Here is a 24782-nt window from a genome sequence, read left to right as displayed (position 1 = left end):
TCACCACCGGCACGGCGTAGCGTGACGGGGGTGAAGCTTGACGTTCTCCCCCTCGACCTCGATCCCCGCAGCGTCACCGCCGCCGTCCCCGTGCTCGAGGACGTGCTCGCCGGGCGTCGAGCCGTCCTCCCGGCGGCCCCCGACCAGGCTGACGAGCTGCTCACGGCGATGTCGCCGGACGGCACCGACACGGGCGGACCCACCGACGAGGCTCCCGGCACGCTCATCGCCTGCACCTCCGGGTCCACCGGACGTCCGAAAGGCGCCCGCCTGCGGGCATCGAACCTCGCCGCGTCCGCCGAGGCGACGGCGAGCTACCTGGCCCGCCGGTCCGGGACGTCGCCGGGCCCCTGGTTGCTGGCGCTCCCCCCGCACCACATCGCCGGGATTCAGGTGATCCTGCGCAGCCTGCACGCCGGCTACTCCCCCACCGTCCTGCCCGCCGGCCACTTCACCGCCCGGTCGTTCACCCGGGCCACCGCGGCGTTGCGTGCCGCATACCCGGCACAGGACCTGCATACGTCACTGGTACCGACGCAGCTGCAGCGGCTCATCGCCGACGAGGATGCTCGTGACGCCCTGCGCGACTACGCCGCCGTCCTCGTCGGCGGGGCCGCGACGAGTGCCGGACTTGCCGACGAGGCCCGGGGTCACGGTATCCCGATCGTCCTGACGTACGGCTCCTCGGAGACCGCCGGCGGCATGGTCTACGACGGCCGGGCGTTGCCCGGAACAGCCGTGTCCGTCGACGAGGACACCGGGCGGATCCTGTTGTCCGGACCGACGGTGGCCGAGGGCTACTGCAACGTCAGCGGCACCGTCGAGGAGGACGCCTTCCCCGTCGCGGGTACCTTCCGCACCGGGGATCTGGGGACCGTCACCGACGGAGTCCTGACCGTGCGGGGCCGTGCGGACGGTGCGGTCAACAGCGGTGGCCTGAAGATCCTCCCCGAGGACGTCGAGGCCGCGCTCGGCGCACTCGGTTACCCGGCCTGCGTCGTCGGACTCCCCGACCCGGACTGGGGTGAGATCGTCGTCGCTCTCGTGGAGGTCACCGACGCCGACCCCGGCGAACACACCGAGGCGATCCGGGCGGAGATGAAGGACGCCGGCATCCCTGCGCACCTGATCCCCCGGCGCACCGTCAGCGTCCGGCAGCTACCGACCACCGGCCCCGGCAAGGTCGACCGCCGGGCCGCCCGCGCCGAACTGCGGACTAGGCTGGGGCACTGAACAGTACCGAGGGACGACCCCCAGGCACACCGTCAGGAGAACTCTTGTCCGAGAACACCGCCACCCCCCGCGACTGGCTGACCGGTGCGCGGCCCCACACCTGGGCCAACGCCGTGGCCCCGGTCCTCGCCGGCACCGCGGCCGCCGTGTACGACGGCCAGGCCTCCTGGATCCGGGCACTGCTCGCCGTGGTGGTGTCGATGGCCCTGATCATCGGGGTCAACTACGCCAACGACTACTCCGACGGCATCCGCGGAACCGACGACGACCGGACCGGGCCGCTGCGGCTCACCGGCTCCGGGCTGGTCGCACCGGAGCGGGTGAAGTACGCGGCGTTCCTGAGCTTCGGCGTCGCCGGGGTGGCGGGGGTCGTCCTGTCCCTGCTGTCCGCCTGGTGGCTGATCCTCATCGGAGCCCTCTGCATCCTGGGCGCCTGGTTCTACACCGGGGGGAAGAACCCCTACGGCTACCGCGGCCTGGGCGAGGTCGCCGTCTTCGTGTTCTTCGGCCTTGTCGCGGTGACCGGTACCGAGTTCACCCAGTCCGGCACGGTCAGCTGGGTCGGGCTGCTGCTGGCCGTGGGCGTCGGCAGCCTGTCCGCCTCGGTGAACCTGGTGAACAACCTGCGCGACATCCCCACCGACAGGGAGGCCGGGAAGACGACCCTCGCGGTCATCCTCGGAGACCGCCCCACCCGTGCGCTCTATGTCGCGTTGGTCCTGGTGTCGGTGGTCGTCACCGTGGCGGTGTCCGCCGCCGGCATTGCTGCACTGATCGCCCTGGCCGCGGTGCCGCTGTTGTTCGTGGCCTCGCTGCCCGTGGTCAAGGGGGCCGAGGGTACGGAGCTCATCCCGGTGCTGGGTCTGACCGGCCGGGGGATGCTGGTGTGGTCGGCGGCGATGTTCATCGCGATGCTGCTGGCGTAGGTGCCGTCGACCGGGCGGTCAGTCCAGGCGTTCCTCGAGCTGCGCCCGCATCTGTTCCTTGTGCGCCCGACGCCCGGCGTCGCGGACCGCGATCTGTTCATTGACCCGCAGCCGCAGGTTCTTGAACAGGAGCATCGACAGCGGCAGCGCGACAATCAACGCGAGCAGGGCACTCATCAGCAGCGGGAACGACTGCCCCATCCCCAGCAGGATCGCGACGGACTGGATGATCACGGTCAACACCACGAACACCAGCAGGCGGGCGAGCCCGTACAGCAGGATGTCGCGCCATGCTCCCGCGGGAAGGCGCCCCGGCGTCAGGTTGGAGCCGTCTGCATTGTCTGACCTGGTGCTGTTCTCGTCCACGACGCCCACCTTACGACCCGTCACGGCACGGCCCCAAAAGCCCCGCCGGAGTGCGGGGAAACTGTGATCCTCCTCAGTGATGAACGTGATTCACACCCGGTGATCGACGCAGGGCCGTGCGGTGGTTAGCATGGGGGAAGACACGTCGGTCCGACACCGACCACCCCTACGCCGACAGGAGGTCGACAACAATGGGACGTCTAGTGATCGTTGTGCTCGTGATCGTCACGGTCATCGTGCTGTGGAAGGCGTTCGGGCCGAAGACGTGGAACACCACGTCTCGCGGCTCCCAGAACACGCAGTTCCCCTCCCTGGGCCGTCAGAAGCCCCGGCAGTCCACCACCAAGGGCCCCGACGACGACCCCGACTTCCTGTGGAACATCAAGAAGGAGCGGTTCAAGGCCCAGCGTGAGGCTGAGCGCCGGGAACAGGAGGCGGTGGAGCGTGCCCGGCGCGGGGAGCACTGGAAGCCGGACGACGCGCAGGCCGCCAGCGGCGGTTCCTCCTCCGGGACGACGGACGCCGGGCCGTCCTCCTCCCCCGACTCCCCCTCCGACCAGGAGAAGAAACCGGGCAACGGCGGCAGACCCGGCCCGGAGAAGAAGCAGGACAAGAAGAAGGACGGCGAAGGCGGCGCCTGAGCGCTGCTCACACCGCTTTGCCGCGGCGCAGCAGCGTGCGCAGGTAGCCGGCGTAGGCGGACGCCCCGTGGGAGTCCGCCCGCTCGGCGAGATCACCGTCCGTCAGATAGCCCATCCGCCAGGCGACCTCTTCGGGACAGCCGATCTTCAGCCCCTGACGTTCCTCGATGGTGCGCACGAAGTCGCCGGCCGCCATCAGGTTGTCGACGGTGCCGGTGTCCAGCCAGGCGGTGCCCCGGGGCAGGATCTCGACTTGGAGGTCCCCGCGGTCCAGGTAGACGCGGTTGACGTCGGTGATCTCCAGTTCCCCGCGCGCCGACGGCTCGAGTGACCGGGCGACCTCCACCACGTCCGGTGCGAAGAAGTACAGACCGGGGACCGCGAAGTGCGAACGCGGGTCGTCCGGTTTCTCCTCCAACGACGTCGCCCTGCCCTCCCCGTCGAAGTCCACCACGCCGTAGGCCGACGGGTCAGCGACCCAGTAGGCGAAGATCGCCCCGCCCCGCACGTCGTGGAAACGGCGCAGCTGGGAACCGAGCCCGGCACCGTAGAAGATGTTGTCGCCGAGCACCAGGGCGACCGGTTCGTCACCGATGAAGTCCGCACCGAGGATGAAGGCCTCGGCCAGCCCGTTGGGGGCGTCCTGCACGGCGTACTCGATGCTCACGCCGAACTGCGATCCGTCACCGAGCAGTCGCCGGAACTGGTCGTTGTCCTCCGGCGTGGTGATGACGAGGATCTCGCGGATCCCGGCGAGCATCAGGGTGCTCAGCGGGTAGTAGATCATCGGCTTGTCGTACACCGGGACCAGCTGCTTGGAGACTCCGAGGGTGATGGGACGCAGCCTGGACCCGGTGCCGCCGGCCAGGATGATGCCACGCATCACTCACCCTCCCAGTTCTCGGCGTCCTGCTGCGCCTGCTGCCACGCCAGCCGCAGCTCCTTCTCCCAGCCACGGCATTCGTTCCAGGCGGGCAGGACCAGCCCGTCGCGCTCCGCCTCGGCGACGGTGGGGGCTCCACGGTCCTTGTCGGACAGGACGACTTCCCCGTTGTCGTCGGTGACACCGTGGGCCGCCCAGTCGATCCCGAGGGCGGGGTCCAGGGGGTTGACGGCGTGCTCGGCAGCCGGGTCATAGCCTTCGGAGACGAGGTAGCTGACGGTGGCCTCCCCGGTTCCGGCCGGTACACCGAAGGCGTGCCCGACGCCGATCGGGACGTAGAGTCCGCGTCGGTTGTCGGCGGAGAGCTCCACGGCGACGTGCGACATGAAGGTCGGTGAACCACGACGCAGGTCGACCAGGACGTCGATGATGCGTCCCGCCACGCAGGTCACGTACTTCGCCTGTCCGGGTGGGACGTCGGCGAAGTGCACGCCCCGGATCACGCCGTCCCGCGAGGTCGACAGGTTCGCCTGCGGGATGTCGAAGGGGTAGCCGAGCTTCTCGGCGACGAGGTCCGCACGGAACCACTCGTGGAAGGTGCCGCGGTCGTCGCCGAAGATACGGGGGTCCGCCACCCAGGCGCCGGGGATCTCGAGGTCGGTGATCTCAGTCATGCCCACCACACTAACGTCACATGCCCGCGTCGTCGTGGTGGACGGGTCGCGTTGCCCGGGCGCAGACAGCATACTCCCAGGTACTTTATCTTGAAACATATATCTTTCTGTCTGTAATATCGTTGCGATGAACAAAGAGCGACTCGGGAAGGTCGTGGCCCGCGCCACGAAACCGCTCACGCCTGCCCTGAGAAAGCTGACCACCCCGCTGACCCCCACGGACTACGCCGGGATCTTCGATCCGCTGCGGGGCCGCGAAGTGAGGGGCCGCGTCATGGCCGTGTCCCGGGACGGCGGCTACACCACACTCACCATCTCCCCCGGCCCCGGGATGACCGGCGGCTTCCACGCCGGCCAGTTCATCGGTCTCGGACTGGAGATCGACGGCCGGTGGCGCTGGCGCTGCTACTCGCTGACGAATGCACCGGTACGCTCCGGCCACGGTCGGGCGCGGTCGTTGACCGTCACCGTCAAACCCGTCCCCGGGGGGACGGTCTCCGGGCACCTCGCCGAGCACGCCGGCATCGGCCAGATCATCCGGCTCACCGCCCCGGGCGGGGACTTCCACCTGCCGTCCCCGCTGCCGGACCGCCTGCTGTTCATCACCGCCGGCGCGGGCATCACCCCGGTGATGTCGATGCTGCGCTGGCTCCGTGAGGAGCACACCCCGGACACGTGGCCGGACGTCGTCCACATCCACAGCGAACGCGGTCCGCGCCCGCCGGAGCCTTTCGCCGACGAGCTGGACGCCCTGGGCGCCGGGACGTCGTCCTACCGCCTGGTCACGTGGGACTCCTCCCGTCAGGGACGGCTGGCCGCGCACGACGTCTCCGAGACCGTGCCGGACTGGAACGACAGGACGGCCTTCGCCTGCGGCCCCGGCCCGCTGCTCGAGGCGCTCACCGAGATGATCCCCGACATCCACACGGAGACCTTCCACGCCCAGGGCGCGGCGTCCGGCAACGCCGGAACCTCTCCCGACCCCGCCGACCTCGGCGGGGAGATCGAGTTCGGCGACTCCGGTGTGACGACCACCTCCACCGGCTCGACGACGATCCTCGATGCCGCGGAGAGCTGCGGCGTCAGCCTGGTGCACGGCTGCCGGATGGGCATCTGCCGGACCTGCGTCACCCCGATCACCGACGGCACGGCGGTGGACCTGCGCGACGGCGCCACGTACGGCCCCGGCGAACAGGTACGCACCTGCTGCAGCGTCCCGTCGGGCTACCTCCACCTCGCCAGCAACTGAAGACCCCACCTACCTACCCCGCAGAGGAGCGACATATGGCCGTCCAGGACATCACCGCCTACGCACACCTGTCAGACGACGACGTCCGCGACATCGGCCGTCGGCTCTCCGCCATCGAGAAGGCGCACCGCGAGTCACTCGGCTCCGGGGACGCCGACTACATCAAGACCCTCATCCGCACCCAGCGGGCCCTCGACCTCATCGCCCGTATCGCCACCGTCACCTCCTCGACCGTGGCCGTGCCCGCCGGGATGATGCTCGGGCTGGCCAAGATCCTCGAGAACCTCGAGATCGGCCACAACGTGATGCACGGCCAGTGGGACTGGATGAACGACCCGGAGATCCACTCCTCGACCTGGGAGTGGGACAACACCGGCCCGTCGTCGGGGTGGAAGCACTCCCACAACGTGGTCCACCACACGTACACCAACATCATCGGCATGGACAACGACGTGGGATACGGCATCCTGCGCGTGACCCGGGACCGCAAGTGGACCCCGCAGGCGCTGATGCAGCCGCTGATCAACGTGGTGTTGGCCAGTCTCTTCGAGCTCGCCGTCGGTTTCTACGACGTGGAGCTCGGACGCTACTTCACCGGCAAGCAGTCCTGGGAGGAGACGAGGCCCCGCCTGCTGGCCGCGCTGGCGAAGACCGGGCGCCAGTTCGGCAAGGACTACGTCGGGTTCCCCGCCATCGCCGCCGCCACCGGTTTCCTGTTCCCCGGCGTGAAGGACGGCCGCAAGCTCTCGCGTGCCGCAGGGGCGAGGCGACGGGCCGGCACCGCCCTCAAGACCGCACTGATGGCCAACCTCACACGCAATGTGTGGGCCTACGCCGTGATCTTCTGCGGCCACTTCCCCGACGACGTGGAGACCTTCACCCGCCGCACGCTCAGCGAGGAGACCCAGGACGAGTGGTACCTGCGTCAGATGCTGGGTTCGGCGAACTTCCGCGGCGGCCCGGTGCTCTCGGTGCTGTCCGGCAACCTGAACTACCAGATCGAGCACCACCTCTTCCCGGACATGCCGTCCAACCACCTTGCGGAGATCAGCAAGGAGGTGGAGAAGATCGCCGGCGACTACGGTCTGCCGTACAACACCGACAGCTTCCCCAAGCAGTTGCTGCAGGTGCAACGCACGCTGATGAAGCTGTCGCTCCCGAACTCGATGCTGCGCGCCGACGCCTCCAACGCCCCCGAGGTCCGGTCGGACGCCGCCTTCACCGCGAACCCGGAGATCGCCGGGCAGACCGGGCACCGTCAGCTGACGAAGGGGCTGTCCCTGCTGAAGAAGGCGCGACCGAAGTTCCTCGCCTGACCGGACGCGGAATCAGGACCAGTGCACCGGCTCGACCCCGGTGCCGTCGGCATCGCCGGAGTCACCGGAGTCGCTGGGGTCGCTGTCCGTCTCGAGGTCGTCCAGCTCATACGTGAACGCCAGGCCCGTGGGACTGATCCCGCGGGTCTTCTCCTTGTCCACGTAGCTCAGCACGGCACCACGGTAGGCCGTCCCCTCCTCGACGTCGGCGCGGTCGGCCGGAAGACGGTCGTCCTCCTCCACCCCGCAGACCTGCGGGTCGGCGCGCTCGATCTTGTTCGCCCCGGTCCCCGCGTCATCGGCGGGGACGAGGTCGGGTGCGACGAGAGCCCCCTCGGCACCGTCCTCCCTGCCTTCGTCACCACCGAGGAACTCGATCTCGTAGGTCAGGCAGACGAAAGTCTCGACGTCGTCACCGCCCTCGGTCAGCGCAACCTCGTCGGCCCCGAGTTCCTCCGTCCCCGTCGCGGTGACCTTCCAGTACTGGAGCGGGCCGGGCTCGTCGCCGGGGCCGCGGTCGTCGCCAGAGTTGCCGGGGTTGCCGGGGTTGCCGGGGTTGCCGTGGGTGATGACGTAGGCGGCGTCACCGAGGTCAAGCTCCGTGCCGGGTTCCGTCGGACGGAACCCCTCCGGCGCACCGTCGAGGTCGCGTTCAGCAACGCGGGTACTGCCCGCCCCCGTGGTGCCGGTATCACCATCCGCTCCGTCGGCGCCCTCGTCCCCGTCCGCCTGCTCTGCGTCGGTACTGTCCTGCCCGTCAGTCCCTGATCCCGCGTCCCCGGTCGAGCAGCCGGCGAGGACGAGCACGGGGGCCACGGCCCCGGCGAGGACAGCGCGCCTCCACTTCCGTGAAACAGTCATGTCCCCGAGGATAGTGCAGGCGCCGGACGGGGTCAGCGCCAGACCACACGGCCCCCGTGCAGGGGCTCCAGGTCGGATCCCTCCGCCTGGAAGAGGAAGCGGACCCCGTCCGGCTTACGGGCCGCACCCGAGCCGTCGTTGCGGACGCAGCCGAGTACCGCCCCGCGGTACGTCGTGCCTTCGACGAGGTCGCCGAGGGTTCCGGGGACCATGTCCGCCGGATCGACACCGCAGTGCAGTTCCGCGGAGTACAGCAGTGGGTCGACGGCGTCCCCGACGGCGTTCGTGGCGATCAGCACCGGGACGGCCACCGTCGGTTCCACCATGGGGTTCCCGTCGCCGCCGTCGCCGAGGAAAGTGATGTCGTACGGCGTGAGCACGTAGTGGTCCACCTCCTCAGGGGCGGGGTTGACGCCGGCGCCGAAGGTCCGTCCGAGCTCCAGGTCGTCCGGGGCGATCGACCGGGAACAGCCGGTGGCGATCTCCCAGTACAGCGTCGGACCGTGCGGGAGCCGGGTGAGCACTTCAGCGGACTGTCCGTGTGTCAGGGTCGTGCCCGGCACGGTGAGGACGAAGTCGGAGGGCGGCTGGGGCAGGACGACGGCCTCGTCGCCGATCTGGTAGCCGTCGGCAGGGTGGGCACCGGCCAGCCGGGGTACCGCGGCACCGCTGAGGAGCAGGGTCCTCCAGGTGCGGCGGGCGGACGGGACGGTGACGACGCGGGACATGGTCATGCTGGTGGTCCTTTCCCCGGTGTGGCGCCGGGTGAGGCGAGCGAAAGCTTACATCGGTCAACCTACCCTTATTTACGGTGACGAAAACGACGAAATGGAACAATCGCTCCGGAGTGCATGCTCCACCGGAGTGTGGCGCAGGCCACACCGCATTTCCGCTCCCCCCGCGGACCACCCCCGCGGCGCTGTCAGCCGAGGACCTGTTCGGTGTCCCGGTAGCCTTCCTCGGCATCCTTGCGGCTGACCTCCCACCACGAACGGTGGTCACGGTACCACTGCACGGTGTCCTCCAGGCCGGCGGAGAAATCGGTGAAACGTGGCGCCCACCCCAGCGCCTGCATCGAGGACGGGTCGATCGCGTACCGACGGTCGTGTCCCGGCCGGTCCGTGACGTGCAGGACATCCTCCGGGTCTCGCCCGAACAGTTCCAGCAGGGCCGTCACGCACTCCCGGTTCGTCCGCTCCCCGTCGGCACCGATGAGATAGGTCTCCCCCGCCACACCCCGCTCCAGGATCGTCCACACGGCGTCGTTGTGGTCGTCGACGTGGATCCAGTCGCGGACGTTGTCCCCGGCCCCGTAGAGCCGGGGTGTCTCGCCGTCGATCAGCGCGGTGATCTGACGCGGAAGGAACTTCTCGGGGTGCTGACGTGGACCGTAGTTGTTCGAGCAGTTCGATATGGTCGCGCTGAGACCGTGGCTGCGCACGAAAGCGCGCACCAGATGGTCGGCGGCCGCCTTCGACGCCGAATACACCGACGACGGTGCGTACGGGGTCTCCACGGTGAAACGGTCGTGACTGTCGAGGGGAAGGTCCCCGAACACCTCGTCGGTGGAGATGTGGTGGAGGTGGATGCGGTGACGCACGCAGGCGTCGGCGAGAATTCCGGTTCCCTCGGTGTTCGTGCGCACGAAGCGCAACGGGTCGCGCAGGGCGTTGTCGTTGTGGCTCTCCGCGGCGAAATGGACCACGGCGGCGGTACCGCAGTCCCCGCTGCCTCCCACCGCTGCAGCGGACAGGTCGGCGACGAGCTCCTCCACCAGCACGGCGTCACAGACATCGCCCTCGACAAGTCGGACGCCGGTGAGGCCGGCCAGGTTCGCCGGATTCGCGGCGTAGGTCATCGCGTCGAGCACGGTGATCCGGACGTCCGGCCGTGTCAGCCGGGTGCGGTGGACGAAATTCGCTCCGATGAAACCGGCACCGCCGGTCACCAGCAGGTGGGTGATCCGGCGGTCGGGAAGCTGCGGCATGTCAGTTCAGTCCGGCGTAGGAGTGCAGTCCGGAGATCACGATGTTGATGAAGAACAGGTTGAAGACCATCGTGGCGAAGGCCAGGACGTTGATCCACGCCGCCGGCTTGCCACGCATACCCGGCGTGGCGCGGGCGTGGAGGTAGGCGGCGTACAGGATCCAGGTGATCAGCGACACCGTCTCCTTGGGGTCCCAGCCCCAGAAGCGGCCCCACGCCGCGTGAGCCCAGATCGCACCGAAGATCACGCCGAGTCCGAAGACGGGCAGGGTCCAGATCGCCGCTCGGTAGGCCAGCGCGTCCAATTTCGAAGCATCCGGCAGCGGTGTGGCGAGGACGCCGAAGAAACCCTTCTCCTTGCCGCGCGGCTGGGCGCGCCGCAGTACGTAGAGCAGGGAAGCCATACCCGACACCAGGCCGATACCGCCACCGATCGACACGACCGAGACGTGGATGACGAACCAGTAGGAGTTCAGCGACGGGACCACGGGGGCCACGTCGGCGTAAAGCTCGGTACCGGCGTAGAACAACAGCAGGATGATGGGGGTTAGGATCCAGGGCCAGAGCACCCGCATCGCCTTACGCCGCAGCACGTAGCAGGCGATCACCATGGACACACCCGAGACCACGGACACGTACTCGAAGAGGTTTCCCCACGGGAAGCGGTTCGCAGCCAGGCCCCGCACGACGACGAACAGGACGTGCATCGCGACGCCCAACCAGATCACGGCCTGCGCCATACCACCCCAGCGGTCGGTCCGGCGGAAACGCGTGCGGATGGAATCGACCTGGAACTGCCGGGGAAGCTCGTCCTCCGTGAGAGAGCCGGTCGCGATACCGGAGACGTCATGGCTGCCCCCGTCGACAGCGTCTTTGTCGACCTTGTCAGTCCGTTCTCCCACCCCCGCGGCACCAGTTGCTGCCACAGACACCGTCTCCTTGGCCCTCTCAACCTTATTTTCGCCGAGGATGCGTGCACGCTCCCGACGAGCTTCGGTCGCCGAACGGAGCATCCCGTAGAAGATAAGGGAGATGGCGAGACCGAACAGGTACAAACCTGCGGTGGTGGCAAACGCCAGGTCGGAAAAGTCCGCCAGGCCCTCGTTGACGTCGTGGATGTCCATCCGTCAGTTCCTCCGTCGATTATGACTGGACCGTAACTCGGCCCACGTTACTGCTCCCCCATGGCCGAAACCAAAAGTGAGCAGGTGTTTAACGGTCCTCAGGGCGGTGCACTGAATCATCATCCGTACCGTCCGTGTCCTCCGGGGACTGCGCAAGCTCTCCGGAGGCCACCTCGCGGTGGAGCTCGCGTTCGAGCTCGTCCTCCCAGTCCTCCCATTCACCGTCGGTCTGGTCGAACTCCTCGTCCAGTTCCTCCTCGTCGAGGTGCAGAAGCTCCTCGGCGATGCGGTTGAACTCACGGCCCCAACCGGCCGAGTCCGTCCGCGCCAGTCCGGCGATCTGCAGATGCGTCGTCCCGTCGCCGTTGTCGGTGACACGGACCCAGAACCGGCGCCGCTTGATCGTCAGGGAGCCGACGAGGCTGATCAGCATCAGCAGGGCGAAACCGAGGACGAACGGGGTCGTGGGATCCCGGCTGACCTGAAGGTTCACGAACTCCTCGGCGCCGTCGAAGGTGATCTCCGTACCGTCGTCGAGGGTGACCGACTCCCCCTGCATGAGGTTGACCCGGTCGAGCTTCTGCAGCGCACCGCTGTGGAGCTGGGTGGAGTCCAGCGAGAAGATGTCCTGTCCGGTGCCGGCGTCGAGGCCGGTGTCCCCCCGGTAGATGTCGATGGCTACGGCAGGGTCGTTCATCGCCGGGTAACTCGACGTCAGCAGGGCATCGTTCTCACCGGAGAACTCGGCGGTGGGCGCGAAGAGGCCCTGGATCGCCAGCTGGTTCTGCCGTCGTTCGTAGAGGTCCTCGTACATCCCGGCGGGCGGGTCCATCTTGATCGCGCCGGACGACAGGAAGTAGGTCAGGTCGTCGGGCCGGAACTGGATCGTCTCGGTGCGTTCTTCCCCGTCGGGCCACGTCACGGTGAACGTCGGCGCATATCCGTGCCCCTGGAGGTAGACCAGGTCGCCGTCCACGTTCAGCGGGTGGTTCACGCGCAGCTGGGTCTTGTCCCAGTCCTCGGTGGGGAGCATCGCGTCCTCCCCCTCGGCGTAGTCGATGTCCGAGGAGAAGCTCGTCGCCTGCCCGGACGGCAGGTACTCCGCCTCAAAATTCTTCACGTTCACGCAGAACGGGGTCAGGGTCGTTCCGTCGAAGAGCGGGCCGTTGCGCATCGAGTCGAAGTTCGCCACGGCGGAGTTGCAGAACTGGGAACTCGCCGAGTCCGTGCCGGCGATGACGATGACCTGGCCTTCGTAGTACACCAGGCGTCCCGCCATCACCGCGGCCAGGATACCGACCAGCGACAGGTGGAACACCAGGTTCGACGCCTCGCGCAGGTAACCACGCTCGGCCGCGAAGGACCACTTCCCGGCCCGGTCGTCGGCGGCCTCGGTGGGGCCACCCCGCCACTTCCGGAAACGCCGGGTGACCTGCTCCCGAACATCCTCCGCAGGGGTGTCGACCGTACCTTCGACGAAGTTCGGCATCCGGGTCAACCGCTTCGGTGCCGACGGCGGACGCGTCCGCAGTGCCTTGTAGTGGTCCCAGCTCCGCGGCAGGATGCAACCAATCAGCGAGAGGAACAACAGGACGTAGATGGCGGCGAACCACGGCGAGCTGAAGACGTCGAACAGCCCGAGTTTGTCGTAGATCTCGCCGATCCGGCCATTGTTCTCGATGAACTCGGTGACGTTGCCCGCATTCAGTGACCGCTGCGGAAGCAGTGCACCGGGGACGGCACCGAGCGCGAGGAGGAACAGCAGGACCAGAGCCGTGCGCATACGGGTCAGCCATTGCCAGGCCCGTTTCGGCAGACGCAGGAGCCAGCGGATCATGGAAACCTTTCGGGAGAGAGTCTCGGTTGGTGCCTAGATCGGCAGTGTCGTGTCGGAGACCAGACCCTGACGGATCCAGTCGACGAACAGCGCCCACTGGCCGGAGACCAGCAGGATGCCGACGATGATCAGCAGGGCGCCACCGATGAGCTGGATGGTGCGGGAGTGCTTCCGCAACCAGCCGACCCCGCGCAGCGCCCTGGCGGATCCCAGGGCGACCAGAATGAACGGTAGTCCCAGGCCCAGGCAGTAGGAAATGATCAGGATGACACCGCGGGCCGCGGTCATGCCGCCGGTGCCGGCGGAGACCGAGATGATAGCGCCGAGGGTGGGGCCCAGACACGGTGTCCACCCCAGTGCGAAGACCCCGCCGAGCAACGGTGCACCGGCGAGGGTGGACCAGCGTTTCGGCGCCATACGCGTGTCATTCTGCAGCGGGCGGATGAATCCCATGAACACGATGCCCATGAGGATCGTCACCACGCCACCGACGCGCATCAGTGTCTCCTGGTTGATCTTCAACGCACTGATCGCGCCGAAGACGGTGGCTGTCGCCAGGACGAAGACGACCGTGAATCCTGCCACGAAGAGCAGGGCCGCACCACCGGCGCGTCCGCGCTTGGCCGTCACCACCGTCCCGTCCCGGGTGTACTCGGTGTCCGCGCCGACCACGCCGGCGAGGTAGGAAACATACCCCGGGACCAGCGGGATCACGCACGGTGAGGCGAAGGAGACCAGCCCCGCCAACGCCGCGGCAGCCAGGGCGAGCAGGATCGGCCCGGTGGTCACGGCGTCGGAGAACGCGGCCCCGAGGTCACTCATCGTTCAGCAGCGGTTCCACGGCCGCCCACAGCTCGTCGTCGTTGATCTCCCGGAGGAAGACCTTCGCCGGCCGGTGCTGCTTGTCCAGCACGATCGTCGTCGGGATGACCGACGCCGGCAGGCCGCCGAGTGCCAGTGCCGACTTGAACGGCGGGTCGTAGATCGACGGGTAGGTGATCCCGTTGTCGGCGACGAAGTCACGGGCCTTGTCGGCGACGGAGTCACGCACGTTGATGCCCAGGATGGTACCGCGGCCGTCGTCCTCGAGTTTCTCCTGGACGCGCTGCAGGTCATCGGCCTCGCTACGGCACGGCCCACACCACTGGCCCCAGGAGTTCAGGACCACGACCTGCCCCTCGAAGTCGTCGAGGCCGATGGTCTCGTCGGGCTCCGTGAGCGACTCACCCTGCAGGTTCCCCACCGGGTCGCGGTCGGCCTCGTCATAGGTGATCTCGGTCTGGCCACCCGGCGAGACGAACTCGAACGTCCCGCCGATGGCCACCGCGTCTGTTCCGGCGGTGTTGCCTTCGCCGCAGGCGGACACGGCCAGGGCCAGTGACGCCATGACCACCGCGGCCGCGACATGCCTTGCCTGTCGTTTCACGTTCATCACCGAATCAGATCTCCTGCGCGGGCTCCGTGTAGACCATGTCGACAAGATCAGCGGCGCCGTCCGGGCCGGTACCCTCGAAGACCAGCGAGGTCACCGAGGCGAGCTCGCACCGTCGGGCAGCGGGGTTGTGGCTCAACGGCAGGCCCTGGACGTCGCGCTGGACGCAGACGACGGGCAACTGGTGGGTCACGCACACCGCTTCGCCCCCCTCGGCCGCCCGTCGGGCGCGGTCGACGGCGCGCCACATACGGTCCAGGATCTCCGAGTACGGCTCACCCCAGCTGGGGACCGTCGGATTCTTCATCATCGGCCACCGCTTCGGGTTCCACAGGGCCGAGCGGACCCCCTTGATGTGCAGTCCCTGCAGGTCATTTCCTGCCTCGAGCAGGTCGTCGTCCACACCGGGGGTCACACCAAGGGCATCCGCCAGCGGTGCGACGGTCTCGCGGGCGCGTTCCAGCGGGGAGGAGGCGACGTACCGGATGTCGTGGTCCGACAGGTCGGCGGCCACGGCCGCGGCCATCTGCCGACCACGGACGCTGAGGTGCCAGTCGGGCAGGCGACCGTAGAGAATGCGGTCGGGGTTGTGGACCTCCCCGTGGCGGACGAGGTGGACGATCGTTGTCATGGTCACCGACATTACCCGGCATGGTGCTCAGCTCATAAGTGAACGGGGACCGCTTCACACCGAGGTGAACGCCGATCACCCATTTGTGCGTATGCTAGCCTACCCTCATGAAAACGCCCCTGCTGTCCCCGACGCCCCTGGCGTCCCTGGCGTCCCGGCCCCGCCGTACCCTCGCCGCCGTCGCAGCGTCCTGTCTCACCGCCACGCTCCTCGTCGCCTGCGGCTCCGGCGCCGACGACTCCTCCGGAGGCGGTGACGGAACGGGCGACAACGGATTCGAGCCGACCACCATCACCCACGCACTCGGAGAGGCCGAGATCACCTCACGACCCGAACGCGTCGTCACCCTGGGCCAGGGGTCGGCTGAGACCGCCATCGCCCTCGGGGTCGTCCCCGTCGCGACCGAACGGTACGACTGGGGCGCCGACGACTCCGGCCAGCTCCCCTGGATCCGGGAGGCCGTCGACGACGCAGGCGGCGACCTCCCCGAGCTGATCACCGGTGGCGAGGAGGTCAGTGCCGAGGAGATCGCAGCCCTGGACCCGGATCTCATCCTCGCGCCGTGGTCCGGCCTGAGCCAGGACCAGTACGACCAGATCAGCGAGATCGCCCCCACCGTGGCCTACCCCGAGCACCCCTGGACGATCGACTGGCAGGACCAGATCGCCACCGTCGCCACCGCCCTCGGCGAGACCGACCGTGCGGATGAGCTCATCGACGGCATCGAGGACGAGTTCGCCGCCGTCCGCGACGAGCATCCCGAGTTCGCCGACCATGACTTCGCCTTCATCTACAACCAGGGCCCCGCAGAGAACATGGGCGTGTTCCTGCCCACCGAGCAGCGTGCCGCGATGGTCGCCAACCTCGGTTTTCCGGTCGCACCCGTCGTGGAGGAGATGAAGGACGACGAGGTCGTCGGCACCGATTCCGCACAGTTCAGCCTGGAGGACGCAGACCGGCTGAACGACGTCGACCTGATCTTCACCTTCTACTCCGACGACACCAACCGGCGCGAGATGCACGACAACCCCGTGTACGGTGCGGTCAGCGCCATCCGGGCGGGCCGGGAGGTCGCGCCCACCGACCAGTCCTTCGTCACCGCGTCCTCCATGATCAACCCCCTCACCGTGCCCTGGTCCCTGGAACGCTACATCCCCATGATCCAGGACGCACTCGGCTAGGCTTCGGGAGCCCCGGCCGCCGCGGCCGCCTTCGCCGCAGGCGCCAGGGCAGCCTCGACACGTACGAAGTCGTCGTCGGTCAACGCCGTCGACACGAACCAGGTCTCGAACACGCTCGGCGGGGCGAAGACCCCGTTGTCCAGCAGTGCGTGGAAGAACGGTGCGTAGCGGAACGTGTCCGCCGCCTGCATCTCGGCGAAGTTGTGCCCCTGCCCCTCGGCGAAACGGATCGACAGCATCGTGGTCGCCCGCTGCATGTGGTGCGCCACGCCCTCGCGTGCCAGAGCCTCGCTGATCAGCGAGGACAGTCGGTCCGCGTTGGCCTGCAACGTCGTGTAGGTCGACTCGTCGGCCAACCGCAGCGACGCCAGCCCCGACGCCGTCGCCACCGGGTTCCCCGACAGCGTCCCTGCCTGGTAGACCGGCCCCTCCGGGGCGAGCATGTCCATGATGTCCGCCCGACCACCGAAGGCGGCCGCCGGCATGCCGCCGGAGACCACCTTGCCGAAGGTCGTCAGGTCGCCGGCGACACCGTCCACCCCGAACCATCCCGAGCGCGACGTCCGGAACCCGGTCATGACCTCGTCGAGGATCAGCAGTGCACCGTCCGCGTGGGCGATCTCCTTCAGGGCGGCGTTGAACCCGTCCTGCGGGTGCACGGTACCCATGTTGCCCGCGCTGGCCTCGGTGATCACCGCGGCGATCTGGCCGGGATTCTCCGCGAACGCGGCCCGGACGGCGTCGAGGTCGTTGTAGTCCACCACGATGGTCTCCGCGGCGGCAGAGGCCGTGATCCCCGGGGAGTCCGGCAACCCCAGGGTCGCGACACCGGACCCGGCCGCCACCAGGAGGGAGTCGACGTGCCCGTGGTAGCAGCCGTTGAACTTCAGGATCTTGTCCCGGCCGGTGAATCCGCGGGCCAGCCGCACCGCCGACATCGTCGCCTCGGTGCCGGAGTTCACCAGGCGCACCCGCTCCACGCTGGTGCGGTCGATGATCTCCTGCGCCAGTTCCGTCTCCGCCAGCGTCGGCGCGCCGAAGGACAGTCCCCTGCCGGCGGCCTCACGGACGGCCTCGACCACTGCCGGGTGGGCGTTGCCGTGGAGCATCGGCCCCCAGGAGCAGATCAGGTCGACGTAGTCGTTACCGTCGATGTCGGTGAGCCGTGACCCGGCGGCGGACGCGATGAACGGTGCGGTCCCCCCGACCGACCCGAAGGCGCGCACCGGCGAGTTCACACCACCGGGGGTTACCTCCCGTGCCCGGTCCATCGCCGCCGAACTGTTCGTCCGTCCACTCATCTGCCACTCCTTCAGATCGCGTATCCAACTGCCCCCAGCATAATGGCCGCTCCTGCACGGCCGGCTGCCCGGGTGAAGCACGGGACACCCCGCCGGTCCCCCGCTGACACCCCGCTGACACGACCACGTGGGGGCGCTTTTCCGGCCCGGCACCGCCCTCACGTGGTCGTCCCAGCCAATCAGCGCCCGGTCAGCGCCCGGTCAGTACCCCGTCAGCGGGACTGCCAGGGACTCAGGTTCTCACCCGCCCAGGCCAGCAGCCGTCCACGTCGGGTACTGCCCAGATCACCCCGGTGTCGCTGACCGGCGTCACCACGCCGCACCTGACTGCCGTCGATGCGGTAGTCCCGGTGGGTGATCCCCGCCGACCGCCATTCGATCAGCAGTGACGACCCCAGCATCAGCGCCGTCCCCAGCAACGGGTTCAGCACACCGGCCACTGCCAGGACCACCGCCACGAGGTTGTACCCCCAGGCCAGCCACAGGTTCCAGTCGACGACGGCGCGCACCCGGCGTACCAGGTTCAGTGACTCCGGCACCGCGGAGATGTCGTCGCGGATGATGACGACGTCACTGTCGTCGCTGTCGATGGTGTCCAGGCGGTCACCGGACCCCATGAGGATGCCCACGTCGGCGACGGCGAGGCAGTCGAGGAGGTCCCGGTCGCCGACGAGCGCGACGGTCGAGCCGTGGGCGTGCACGTTGCGCACCGCCCCGGCCTTCTGGGCGGGGACGATCCCGGCGAGCACGGTGGAGATCCCCACCGAGTCCGCCATACGCCGGGCGACGGGATAGGTGTCGCGGGAGAGCATGTAGGTCTCCACCCCGGCGTCCTCGAGCCAGGTCACGGCGTCCTCGGTGTCGGGTTTGACGGTGTCGGCGAGGTTGATCACGCCGCGGGCCCGCCCCTTCCAGCTGACCACCAGGGGCGCACCGCCACTGAGTGCGGCGTTGGCCAGGGCGGGGTCGGTGAGTTCGGTGAGGTCACGGGGGCGCCACAGTCGGGCCCGCACCGCTCGGGGCTCCCCGTCCCTGCCGGGCAGGTCGACGGTGGCGCTGAAGGCGCCCTGGTCGTCGACCTCGACGGGGCCGACCTCGAGCCAGTGCGGCACGGCGCTGCCACCGGCACCGGAGTCGCGGGACTCACGGTCGGCGCGGACGATGGCCCGCGACACCGCGTGCCCGCTTTCCAGGCTGAGGGCACCGGCGACGCGCAGGACCAGTTCACTGTTCTCGCCGGAGGCGGCGGTGATGCCGACGACGTTCATCCGCCCGGTGGTCAACGTCCCGGCCCGGTTGAAGATGATGCTGTCGATGGCCGCCAGGCGGTGCACGGTGCCGGTGTCCCGGATGAGGATGCCGTCGGCGGCGGCGCGAGCGAGCCCGAACCGCAGTGCCAGGGTCGTGGAGACCGCCAGTGCCACGGGGGCGACGGCGACGAGCACGGTCAGGGCGGTCGCCACGGCGGCGGACAGTCCGTCACCGATGGTCAGCCACCCGACCGCGGCGAGGGCGGCGATGACCAGCGCCCACGGCACCAGGACCGACGCGGTCCGGGTGGCCAGCTGTTCCAGCCGGTTCTCCTCGCGCTCGGCGGAGGTGATCCAGCGCCGCACCCCGGCGATGCGGGTCTGCGAGCCGGTACGGTTCACCCGGACCTTGAGGGTGTCACCGGTGTTGCGCGACCCCGCGTAGACCTCGTCGCCGACTTCCACGGAGATCTCGCCCGTCCCGCCGCGCCGGCCGGTGAACGGACCGGACTGCAGCGTCGAACGCCCGCCGACGACCTCACCGTCGCAGGGGACGACCGCCCCGGCGGGCACCAGGACGTCGTCACCGACACGGAGTTCGGTGGGGGCGATCTCCGACTTGGCGGGTTTCCCGTGGCGGTCCTTGCGCACCACGGTGACCGGGACGTCCTTCTCGCCGGGCAGCATGTTCAGCGCCAGCAGGGAGCGCAGCCTGGTACGACGGGACGCGAGGCGTCCGAGCAGCAGCAGGATGGTGCACCCGCACGCGACGTCGAGGAACACCGCCTCCCCCTGGTAGCTCCACGCGGTGAGGATGTTCTCCGAACGCCAGCCCGGTTCCCCGGGCGCACCGGTGAACATCACCACCGCGGAGTAGCCGAACGCCAGCAGGATCGCCACCGAGGACGCGGCGTCCAGCGCCGGCATCCTCCGTCTCAGGCCGCCGAGCATCGCCCGGTGGAACGGCCAGGCGCACCAGAACACCACCGGCACCGACAGCGCCAGGCACACCCACTGCCATGAGCTGAACTGCCACGCCGGCACGATCTGCAGCACCACGACCGGCACCCCGAGCGCCAGGGCGACGAGGAGGCGCCCCACGGTGATCAGGGCACGGGCGGTGTAGAGCACCTCCACCCCGGACTGCTGACCAGACTTCTCGCCCGGCTGCTGCCCGGCCAGTCCCTGCCGGTCCGCACGCGGGGGCCGTCGCCGCGACGTGGCCGTCCGGCGGGGTCGGGACGGGGCCGCCAACCGCTCGGAGCGGCGTCGCAGGGACGCCAGCGTCAACCAGGAGTCGACACCGGTGTCGGAGATGACCGCCCGCAGGACGTCGGGCTGCAGGGACTCCGGTGCGGTGACCCAGGCCATCGCCGTGGAGTAGACGACGCGGGCCTGCACGCCGGGCAACGCGTTCAGCGCGTCCTCGATCCGGCCGGCCTGCACCGCCGACTCGAGTCCCCCGAGGTGGAAGGTGAAGGACGTCAGCCGTGCCCCTCCCCTGCCCCGACGGAACGGCGTCGGCTCGCCCGTGTCGCTGGCTCCACCGTCACCGCCGTCGCTGCCGTCCCCGGGTGCGTCGTCGTCGATCAGACCGGCGGCGCGGGCGGCACGTCGGGCCTCCGCGATCGCCCGGCTCACCGCGTCGGTGGTGTCGGTGGTGTCGGTGGCGCCAGCGGCCTCAGTGGTGTGGGCGGGTCCCGTGGTGCCGGTGCCTTCTGCGGCCGTGTCCACGGCTCAGTCCTCCCGCTCCGCGAGTTCCGCGGGGGTCTCACCGAAGAAGGTACGCACGGCCGGCCGGTACATCGCCAAGGCCCCCAGTGCCATGGCCAGCGCCAGCAACGGCTGCTCCAGTCCACCGACGTTGAAGACCCAGCCCACCAGGGTGAACCCCATGGCCACGGCAGCGACGGTCATCAGCCACCGACGCCGGCGACCGACGCCCCGGATCACACCGGGGATCAGCAGGGCGACGGCGACACCGGCGATGACCTGGACGGAGCCGACCCACCGCATGTTCGCTGACAGGGTCTCGATGTAGGCCATGTGGTCGGGGTCGTCGACCACGGGACGCTCGGCGGTCCACATCACCGCGCCGCTGGCGATCAGACCCACGGCGCTGACGAGGAACAGGACCACGGCGACCTTCACCGACCCCGGCACCCCGTCCCCCGGCCGCCAGTACCTGATGGAGCGGTTACGGTCTCCGGGATCGGAGTTGTGGGACACCGGGAACATCGTGGGCACGACTCAGCGCCCCCTGTTCTTCTTCTCCTCGGCCTCGCGGGCCTTACGCTGTTTCTTCTCGGCCCGTTCCTTGGCGCGTTCCTTGTCGAGTTCCTCATTGCGCCGGGCCATCTTCTCGGCGTAGGCCTCGACCTCGGCCTTGTCCGGAAGTCCGAACCAGTCAGCGTTGTCCGGCCGGGTGATCAGCCAGACGCCCACCACGGCGATGACGCCGGAGACGATCGTGCCCGCACCGACCAGGAGCACCAACGGCGTCGCACCGCTGTCCGGTGGGCTGGAGAACACCTGCAGCAGTGCCATGAGCGCGAGGTAGACCGAGCCGACGCACAGGAACAGGCGACTGCGTACCCCGCCCCTGGCCACCCGACGGGTCAGGTACATGCACAGTGCCACGGCGGCGAGGATGAACAGCAGGTTCAGGATGGCGGTGCCGGTGACGAGGGTCTGCTCGGTCACCCCGTCCGGCAGCGAGACGCTGTTCATCTGCTCACGGACCTGGCTGGTCACCGCACGCGGGTCCATCAGGGTCATGACCAGCTGCAGGACGGCGGTCAGCGCCTGCACCGCCCCGACGATGTACCAGGCGCGGACGCCGTCGCGGACGTTCTCCGGGGCGTCCTTCGACGAGGGTGCCAGGCCGTCGGGACGCCCGACCTTCGGCGGTCTCGGTGTTGTCTGCTGTGTCATATCGTCGACCAGCTTAGCCAACCGGAGGTCAGCCGCGCAGGAGGTGGGCGGCTTCCGTGGCCCAGTACGTCAGGATGATGTCCGCCCCGGCCCGTCGGATGCCGGTCAGCGAGTCCATGATCGCCGCCTCCCGGTCGATCCACCCGTTCTGGGCGGCGGCGGTGATCATCGAGTACTCCCCCGACACCTGGTAGGCGGCGACGGGCACGGTGGAGATGTCGGCGACCTGGCGCAGGATGTCCAGGTGCGGCATCGCCGGCTTCACCATCACCATGTCCGCGCCTTCGGCGATGTCGAGGTCGACCTCCATGAGTGACTCCCGGGCGTTGCGCGGGTCCTGCTGGTAGGTCTTGCGGTCGCCCTGCAGCGAGGAACCGACCGCCTCGCGGAAGGGCCCGTAGAAGGCGCCGGCGTACTTCGCGGAGTACGCCAGGATCGAGACGTCCTGGAAGTCCGCCTCGTCCAGCGCGCGCCGGATCACGGCGATCTGACCGTCCATCATGCCCGACGGGCTGACGACGTGCGCACCGGACTCCGCCTGCGCGACGGCCATACGCGCGTACAGCGGCAGGGTCGCGTCATTGTCGATCACGGTGGTGCCGAAGCGGTCCTCGGTGAGCACACCACAGTGACCGTGGTCGGTGAACTCGTCGAGGCAGGTGTCGGCCATGACGATCAGGTCGTCACCGAACTCGCGGCGTAGCGCGGACAGGCCGCGGTTGAGGACGCCGTCGGGCGCCCAGGCCTGGGACCCGGTCGCGTCCTTCGACTCCGGGGTCGGCACACCGAACAGGTCGACCGAACCGACACCGGCGTTCAGCGCCGCCTCGGCCGCCCGCAGCAGTGAGGACTCGGTGTGCTGCTGGACACCCGGCATCGCGGAGATGTCCTTCGGGTTGTCCAGCCCGTCGGCGATGAACATCGGCAGCACCAGCTGGTTGGGTTCCAGGTGGGTCTCGGCGACGAAGTTGCGCATCGCCGGTGTGGTGCGCAGGCGGCGGGGGCGGCGGACGAGGTGGGCGTCATCAGTCATGGGGCCGATGGTACGCCGCGGCCTCCGGCGCGTTACTGGGCGGTGGGACGACGCCGACGGCGTCGCTTACGCGGCGGCGGGAGCTGTCCGGCGGCGCGCAGCTCGGCGACGTGGTGCGCCAGGGCGTCCACCAGTTCCGCCACGCCGGCGACCTCGGGCTGCACGTCCACGCGCAGCCCGTGCTCGCGGGCCGTCTGCGCGGCCATCGGGCCGATGCAGGCGATGATCGTGCGGTTGTGGGGCTTGCCGGCGATGCCGACCAGGTTCTTCACCGTGGACGAGGAGGTGAAGCACACCGCGTCGAATCCGCCGGACTTGATCATGTCGCGGACCTCCTGGCTGGGCGGCGCGGCACGCACGGTGCGGTAGGCGACGACGTCCTCCACCGACCAGCCCAGGTCGACGAGTCCGTCGACCAGGGTGTCCGTGGCAATGTCGGCACGCGGCAGCAGCACCCGGTCGACCGGGTCGAGGTCCTCGTCGTAGGCCGGGAAGACGTCCACCAGACCCGAGGCGTTGCGGGCGTTGGCCTTCGGCAGCAGCTCCGGGGAGATACCCAGGTCACGAACGGCCTGGGCGGTCTTCGCGCCCACGGCGGCGACGCGCACGCCGGCCAACGCCCGGGCGTCCAGCCCGAACTCGGCGAGCTTCTCCCACACGGCCTTGACCGCGTTGACGGAGGTGAAGACAATCCAGTGGTACCGGCCGTCGACCAGTCCCTTGATCGCCCGCTCCATCTGGGCGGGGCTCCGCGGCGGTTCCACGGAGATGGTCGGGACCTCGATCGGGATCGCACCGTGGGAGGCCAACCGGGCGCTCATCGGGCCGGCCTGGTCCTTCGCCCGGGGCACCAGGACCGTCCACCCGTACAGCGCACGGTTCTCCCACCAGGAGTACTTGCTGCGTCGGCTGGCCTGCGTACCCACCGTGACCACGAGCTCCTGCGGCATCTCGCCGTCCTTCGCCAGCGGGCCGGAGGCCGCGACGACGGACTTGAGGGTGTCGAGGGTGACGTCGTACGAGCGCTGACGTCGGGTCGTGGCGTGCGTGGTGACCGTCACCGGGGTGTTCCCGGCGACGTCACGGCGCTTGAGCTCGGCGGTGATCACCGGCAGGTCGGACGGTCCGGCCGTGAGGATCAGCGGTTTCGGTGCCGCGGCGATACCGTCCCAGTCGGTCTCCGCCGTCGCGTCCGACTTCAGGTCGACGGCGGTGTACCCGTCACCGGTGGCGATGCCGGTGTAGGCGGGCAGGGCCGAGGCGCCGGTCATGCCGGGGACGACCTCGAACTCCACGCCGAGGGCGGCGACCTCCTGGAGTTCCATGAGCACCGCCGGGTTGCTCACCGGGTTGCCGGCGACGAGGCGGACCACACTGTGGCCGTGGCGGACGTGGTCGACCATCGCGTGGGCGACGTCTGCGGCCTCCACCGGACGGATGTCGTCGGGGTCCGGGGAGTCCGGGTAGATGGTGTACCCACCGGCCTCAGCCTCACGGGCCGCCTCCACGGCGGCGGTGTGGGCGGCGACGGCCTCGGTCGTGTGGGGCGCGGCGAGGACGACCTCGGCCGCGGTGACCTCCGCAGGACGGCGCGGCCGACGGCGGGCACCGGCGGCCTTCGCCGCGTCGAGCTCGGCCTCCCACTCCTTCTCGGCGGCGGCACGCTTGTCCTCCGGGACGGGCAGCGCATCGGCGATGATGGCGCGCACGGATCCGGTGACGGCAGGGTCGACCCACACATGGGCGGTGTTTTCGAGGATCTCGCGGGCACGGACCGTCAGCAGTTCCGGGTTTCCGGGCCCGGCGCCGACGAACAGAACGCGTCCACGGCCAGTCAGGGGACTGGTTGCGGGGCTGGTCACGGGACCCGTCTGGGGACTTCCGGCAGTGGTCATCGAGGAGACTTTCTCAGGTAGGTCAGGCA

The 24782-nt window shown here is 69.2% G+C and carries 23 protein-coding genes; 6 read left to right on the top strand and 17 right to left on the bottom strand.

Going from position 1 to position 24782, the window contains the following annotated elements; translation table 11 throughout:
* Positions 1 to 30: 30 nt before the first annotated feature.
* Both PQI66_RS06510 and PQI66_RS06505 read left to right on the top strand, forming a co-directional pair.
* The gene (locus PQI66_RS06510) at positions 31 to 1233 is read left to right on the top strand and encodes an AMP-binding protein (RefSeq protein ID WP_339996910.1); all 1203 of its coding nucleotides are present in this window, start codon (positions 31 to 33) and stop codon (positions 1231 to 1233) included.
* Positions 1234 to 1277: 44 nt separating this feature from the next.
* Positions 1278 to 2159 carry a 1,4-dihydroxy-2-naphthoate polyprenyltransferase gene (locus PQI66_RS06505; protein ID WP_339996908.1) on the top strand — a complete coding sequence of 294 codons (882 nt, stop codon included), beginning with the start codon at positions 1278 to 1280 and terminating at the stop codon, positions 2157 to 2159.
* 18 nt (positions 2160 to 2177) lie between these two features.
* Here the strand turns inward: PQI66_RS06505 and PQI66_RS06500 are convergent, their stop codons facing one another.
* Positions 2178 to 2525, bottom strand: a complete 348-nt coding sequence (locus tag PQI66_RS06500; protein ID WP_339996907.1) for a DUF4229 domain-containing protein — start codon at positions 2523 to 2525, stop codon at positions 2178 to 2180.
* 191 nt (positions 2526 to 2716) lie between these two features.
* Here PQI66_RS06500 and PQI66_RS06495 point away from each other — a divergent pair, with 191 nt between their 5' ends.
* On the top strand, positions 2717 to 3166 hold the full coding sequence (locus tag PQI66_RS06495; RefSeq protein WP_339996905.1) for a hypothetical protein: 450 nt from the start codon (positions 2717 to 2719) through the stop codon (positions 3164 to 3166).
* Positions 3167 to 3173: 7 nt separating this feature from the next.
* Here PQI66_RS06495 and rfbA read toward each other — a convergent pair whose 3' ends face one another.
* Positions 3174 to 4049: a glucose-1-phosphate thymidylyltransferase RfbA gene (rfbA, locus tag PQI66_RS06490; protein ID WP_339996904.1), complete on the bottom strand. Its 876-nt coding sequence runs from the start codon at positions 4047 to 4049 to the stop codon at positions 3174 to 3176.
* Entirely contained in the window at positions 4049 to 4723 is a 675-nt protein-coding gene (locus PQI66_RS06485; protein WP_339996903.1) for a dTDP-4-dehydrorhamnose 3,5-epimerase family protein, read from the bottom strand. The genes rfbA and PQI66_RS06485 overlap by 1 nt, the downstream gene beginning before the upstream one ends.
* A 127-nt stretch (positions 4724 to 4850) precedes the next feature.
* On the opposite strand from PQI66_RS06485, the gene PQI66_RS06480 reads away from it, so the two are divergent.
* Positions 4851 to 5972 (top strand): flavin reductase family protein, encoded by a 1122-nt coding sequence (locus tag PQI66_RS06480; RefSeq protein ID WP_339996901.1) that lies wholly within the window; start codon positions 4851 to 4853, stop codon positions 5970 to 5972.
* 35 nt (positions 5973 to 6007) lie between these two features.
* Positions 6008 to 7288 (top strand): fatty acid desaturase family protein, encoded by a 1281-nt coding sequence (locus PQI66_RS06475; RefSeq protein WP_339996900.1) that lies wholly within the window; start codon positions 6008 to 6010, stop codon positions 7286 to 7288.
* A 12-nt stretch (positions 7289 to 7300) separates the two neighbouring features.
* Here PQI66_RS06475 and PQI66_RS06470 read toward each other — a convergent pair whose 3' ends face one another.
* From PQI66_RS06470 to PQI66_RS06435, 8 genes are all read right to left on the bottom strand, one after another.
* Entirely contained in the window at positions 7301 to 8149 is an 849-nt protein-coding gene (locus PQI66_RS06470) for a hypothetical protein (protein ID WP_339996899.1), read from the bottom strand.
* A gap of 32 nt (positions 8150 to 8181) precedes the next feature.
* The gene (locus tag PQI66_RS06465; protein WP_339996897.1) at positions 8182 to 8883 is read right to left on the bottom strand and encodes a hypothetical protein; all 702 of its coding nucleotides are present in this window, start codon (positions 8881 to 8883) and stop codon (positions 8182 to 8184) included.
* A 188-nt stretch (positions 8884 to 9071) separates the two neighbouring features.
* The gene (rfbB, locus tag PQI66_RS06460; RefSeq protein WP_339996896.1) at positions 9072 to 10136 is read right to left on the bottom strand and encodes a dTDP-glucose 4,6-dehydratase; all 1065 of its coding nucleotides are present in this window, start codon (positions 10134 to 10136) and stop codon (positions 9072 to 9074) included.
* 1 nt (position 10137) lies between these two features.
* The gene (gene ccsB, locus PQI66_RS06455) at positions 10138 to 11259 is read right to left on the bottom strand and encodes a c-type cytochrome biogenesis protein CcsB (protein ID WP_339996894.1); all 1122 of its coding nucleotides are present in this window, start codon (positions 11257 to 11259) and stop codon (positions 10138 to 10140) included.
* Between the two features lie 88 nt (positions 11260 to 11347).
* A complete protein-coding gene (locus PQI66_RS06450; protein ID WP_339996893.1) occupies positions 11348 to 13096 on the bottom strand; it encodes a cytochrome c biogenesis protein ResB in 1749 nt (582 codons plus the stop codon).
* A gap of 33 nt (positions 13097 to 13129) precedes the next feature.
* Entirely contained in the window at positions 13130 to 13918 is a 789-nt protein-coding gene (locus PQI66_RS06445; RefSeq protein WP_339996892.1) for a cytochrome c biogenesis CcdA family protein, read from the bottom strand.
* Positions 13911 to 14528: a TlpA family protein disulfide reductase gene (locus tag PQI66_RS06440; RefSeq protein ID WP_339996891.1), complete on the bottom strand. Its 618-nt coding sequence runs from the start codon at positions 14526 to 14528 to the stop codon at positions 13911 to 13913. Before PQI66_RS06440 ends, PQI66_RS06445 begins: the two co-directional genes overlap by 8 nt.
* 7 nt (positions 14529 to 14535) lie before the next feature.
* Positions 14536 to 15159, bottom strand: a complete 624-nt coding sequence (locus PQI66_RS06435) for a histidine phosphatase family protein (RefSeq protein ID WP_339996889.1) — start codon at positions 15157 to 15159, stop codon at positions 14536 to 14538.
* Between the two features lie 107 nt (positions 15160 to 15266).
* On the opposite strand from PQI66_RS06435, the gene PQI66_RS06430 reads away from it, so the two are divergent.
* Positions 15267 to 16340 carry an iron-siderophore ABC transporter substrate-binding protein gene (locus PQI66_RS06430; protein WP_339996888.1) on the top strand — a complete coding sequence of 358 codons (1074 nt, stop codon included), beginning with the start codon at positions 15267 to 15269 and terminating at the stop codon, positions 16338 to 16340.
* Here PQI66_RS06430 and hemL read toward each other — a convergent pair.
* From hemL to PQI66_RS06400, 6 genes are all read right to left on the bottom strand, one after another.
* Positions 16337 to 17641: a glutamate-1-semialdehyde 2,1-aminomutase gene (gene hemL / locus PQI66_RS06425; RefSeq protein ID WP_339996887.1), complete on the bottom strand. Its 1305-nt coding sequence runs from the start codon at positions 17639 to 17641 to the stop codon at positions 16337 to 16339. The genes PQI66_RS06430 and hemL overlap by 4 nt on opposite strands.
* Before the next feature lie 212 nt (positions 17642 to 17853).
* Positions 17854 to 20625 (bottom strand): heavy metal translocating P-type ATPase, encoded by a 2772-nt coding sequence (locus tag PQI66_RS06420; RefSeq protein WP_339996885.1) that lies wholly within the window; start codon positions 20623 to 20625, stop codon positions 17854 to 17856.
* A gap of 3 nt (positions 20626 to 20628) precedes the next feature.
* Positions 20629 to 21138: a hypothetical protein gene (locus tag PQI66_RS06415; RefSeq protein ID WP_339996884.1), complete on the bottom strand. Its 510-nt coding sequence runs from the start codon at positions 21136 to 21138 to the stop codon at positions 20629 to 20631.
* Between the two features lie 3 nt (positions 21139 to 21141).
* On the bottom strand, positions 21142 to 21825 hold the full coding sequence (locus PQI66_RS06410; protein WP_339996883.1) for a hypothetical protein: 684 nt from the start codon (positions 21823 to 21825) through the stop codon (positions 21142 to 21144).
* 28 nt (positions 21826 to 21853) lie between these two features.
* Entirely contained in the window at positions 21854 to 22858 is a 1005-nt protein-coding gene (hemB, locus tag PQI66_RS06405; RefSeq protein WP_339996882.1) for a porphobilinogen synthase, read from the bottom strand.
* 32 nt (positions 22859 to 22890) lie between these two features.
* Positions 22891 to 24753: a uroporphyrinogen-III synthase gene (locus PQI66_RS06400; RefSeq protein ID WP_339996881.1), complete on the bottom strand. Its 1863-nt coding sequence runs from the start codon at positions 24751 to 24753 to the stop codon at positions 22891 to 22893.
* Between the last annotated feature and the right edge of the window lie 29 nt (positions 24754 to 24782).

The sequence above is a fragment of the Corynebacterium sp. USCH3 genome (genome assembly GCF_037619475.1).
Lineage (GTDB): Bacteria > Actinomycetota > Actinomycetes > Mycobacteriales > Mycobacteriaceae > Corynebacterium.
This window is presented reverse-complemented; position numbering and strand designations above follow the sequence as displayed.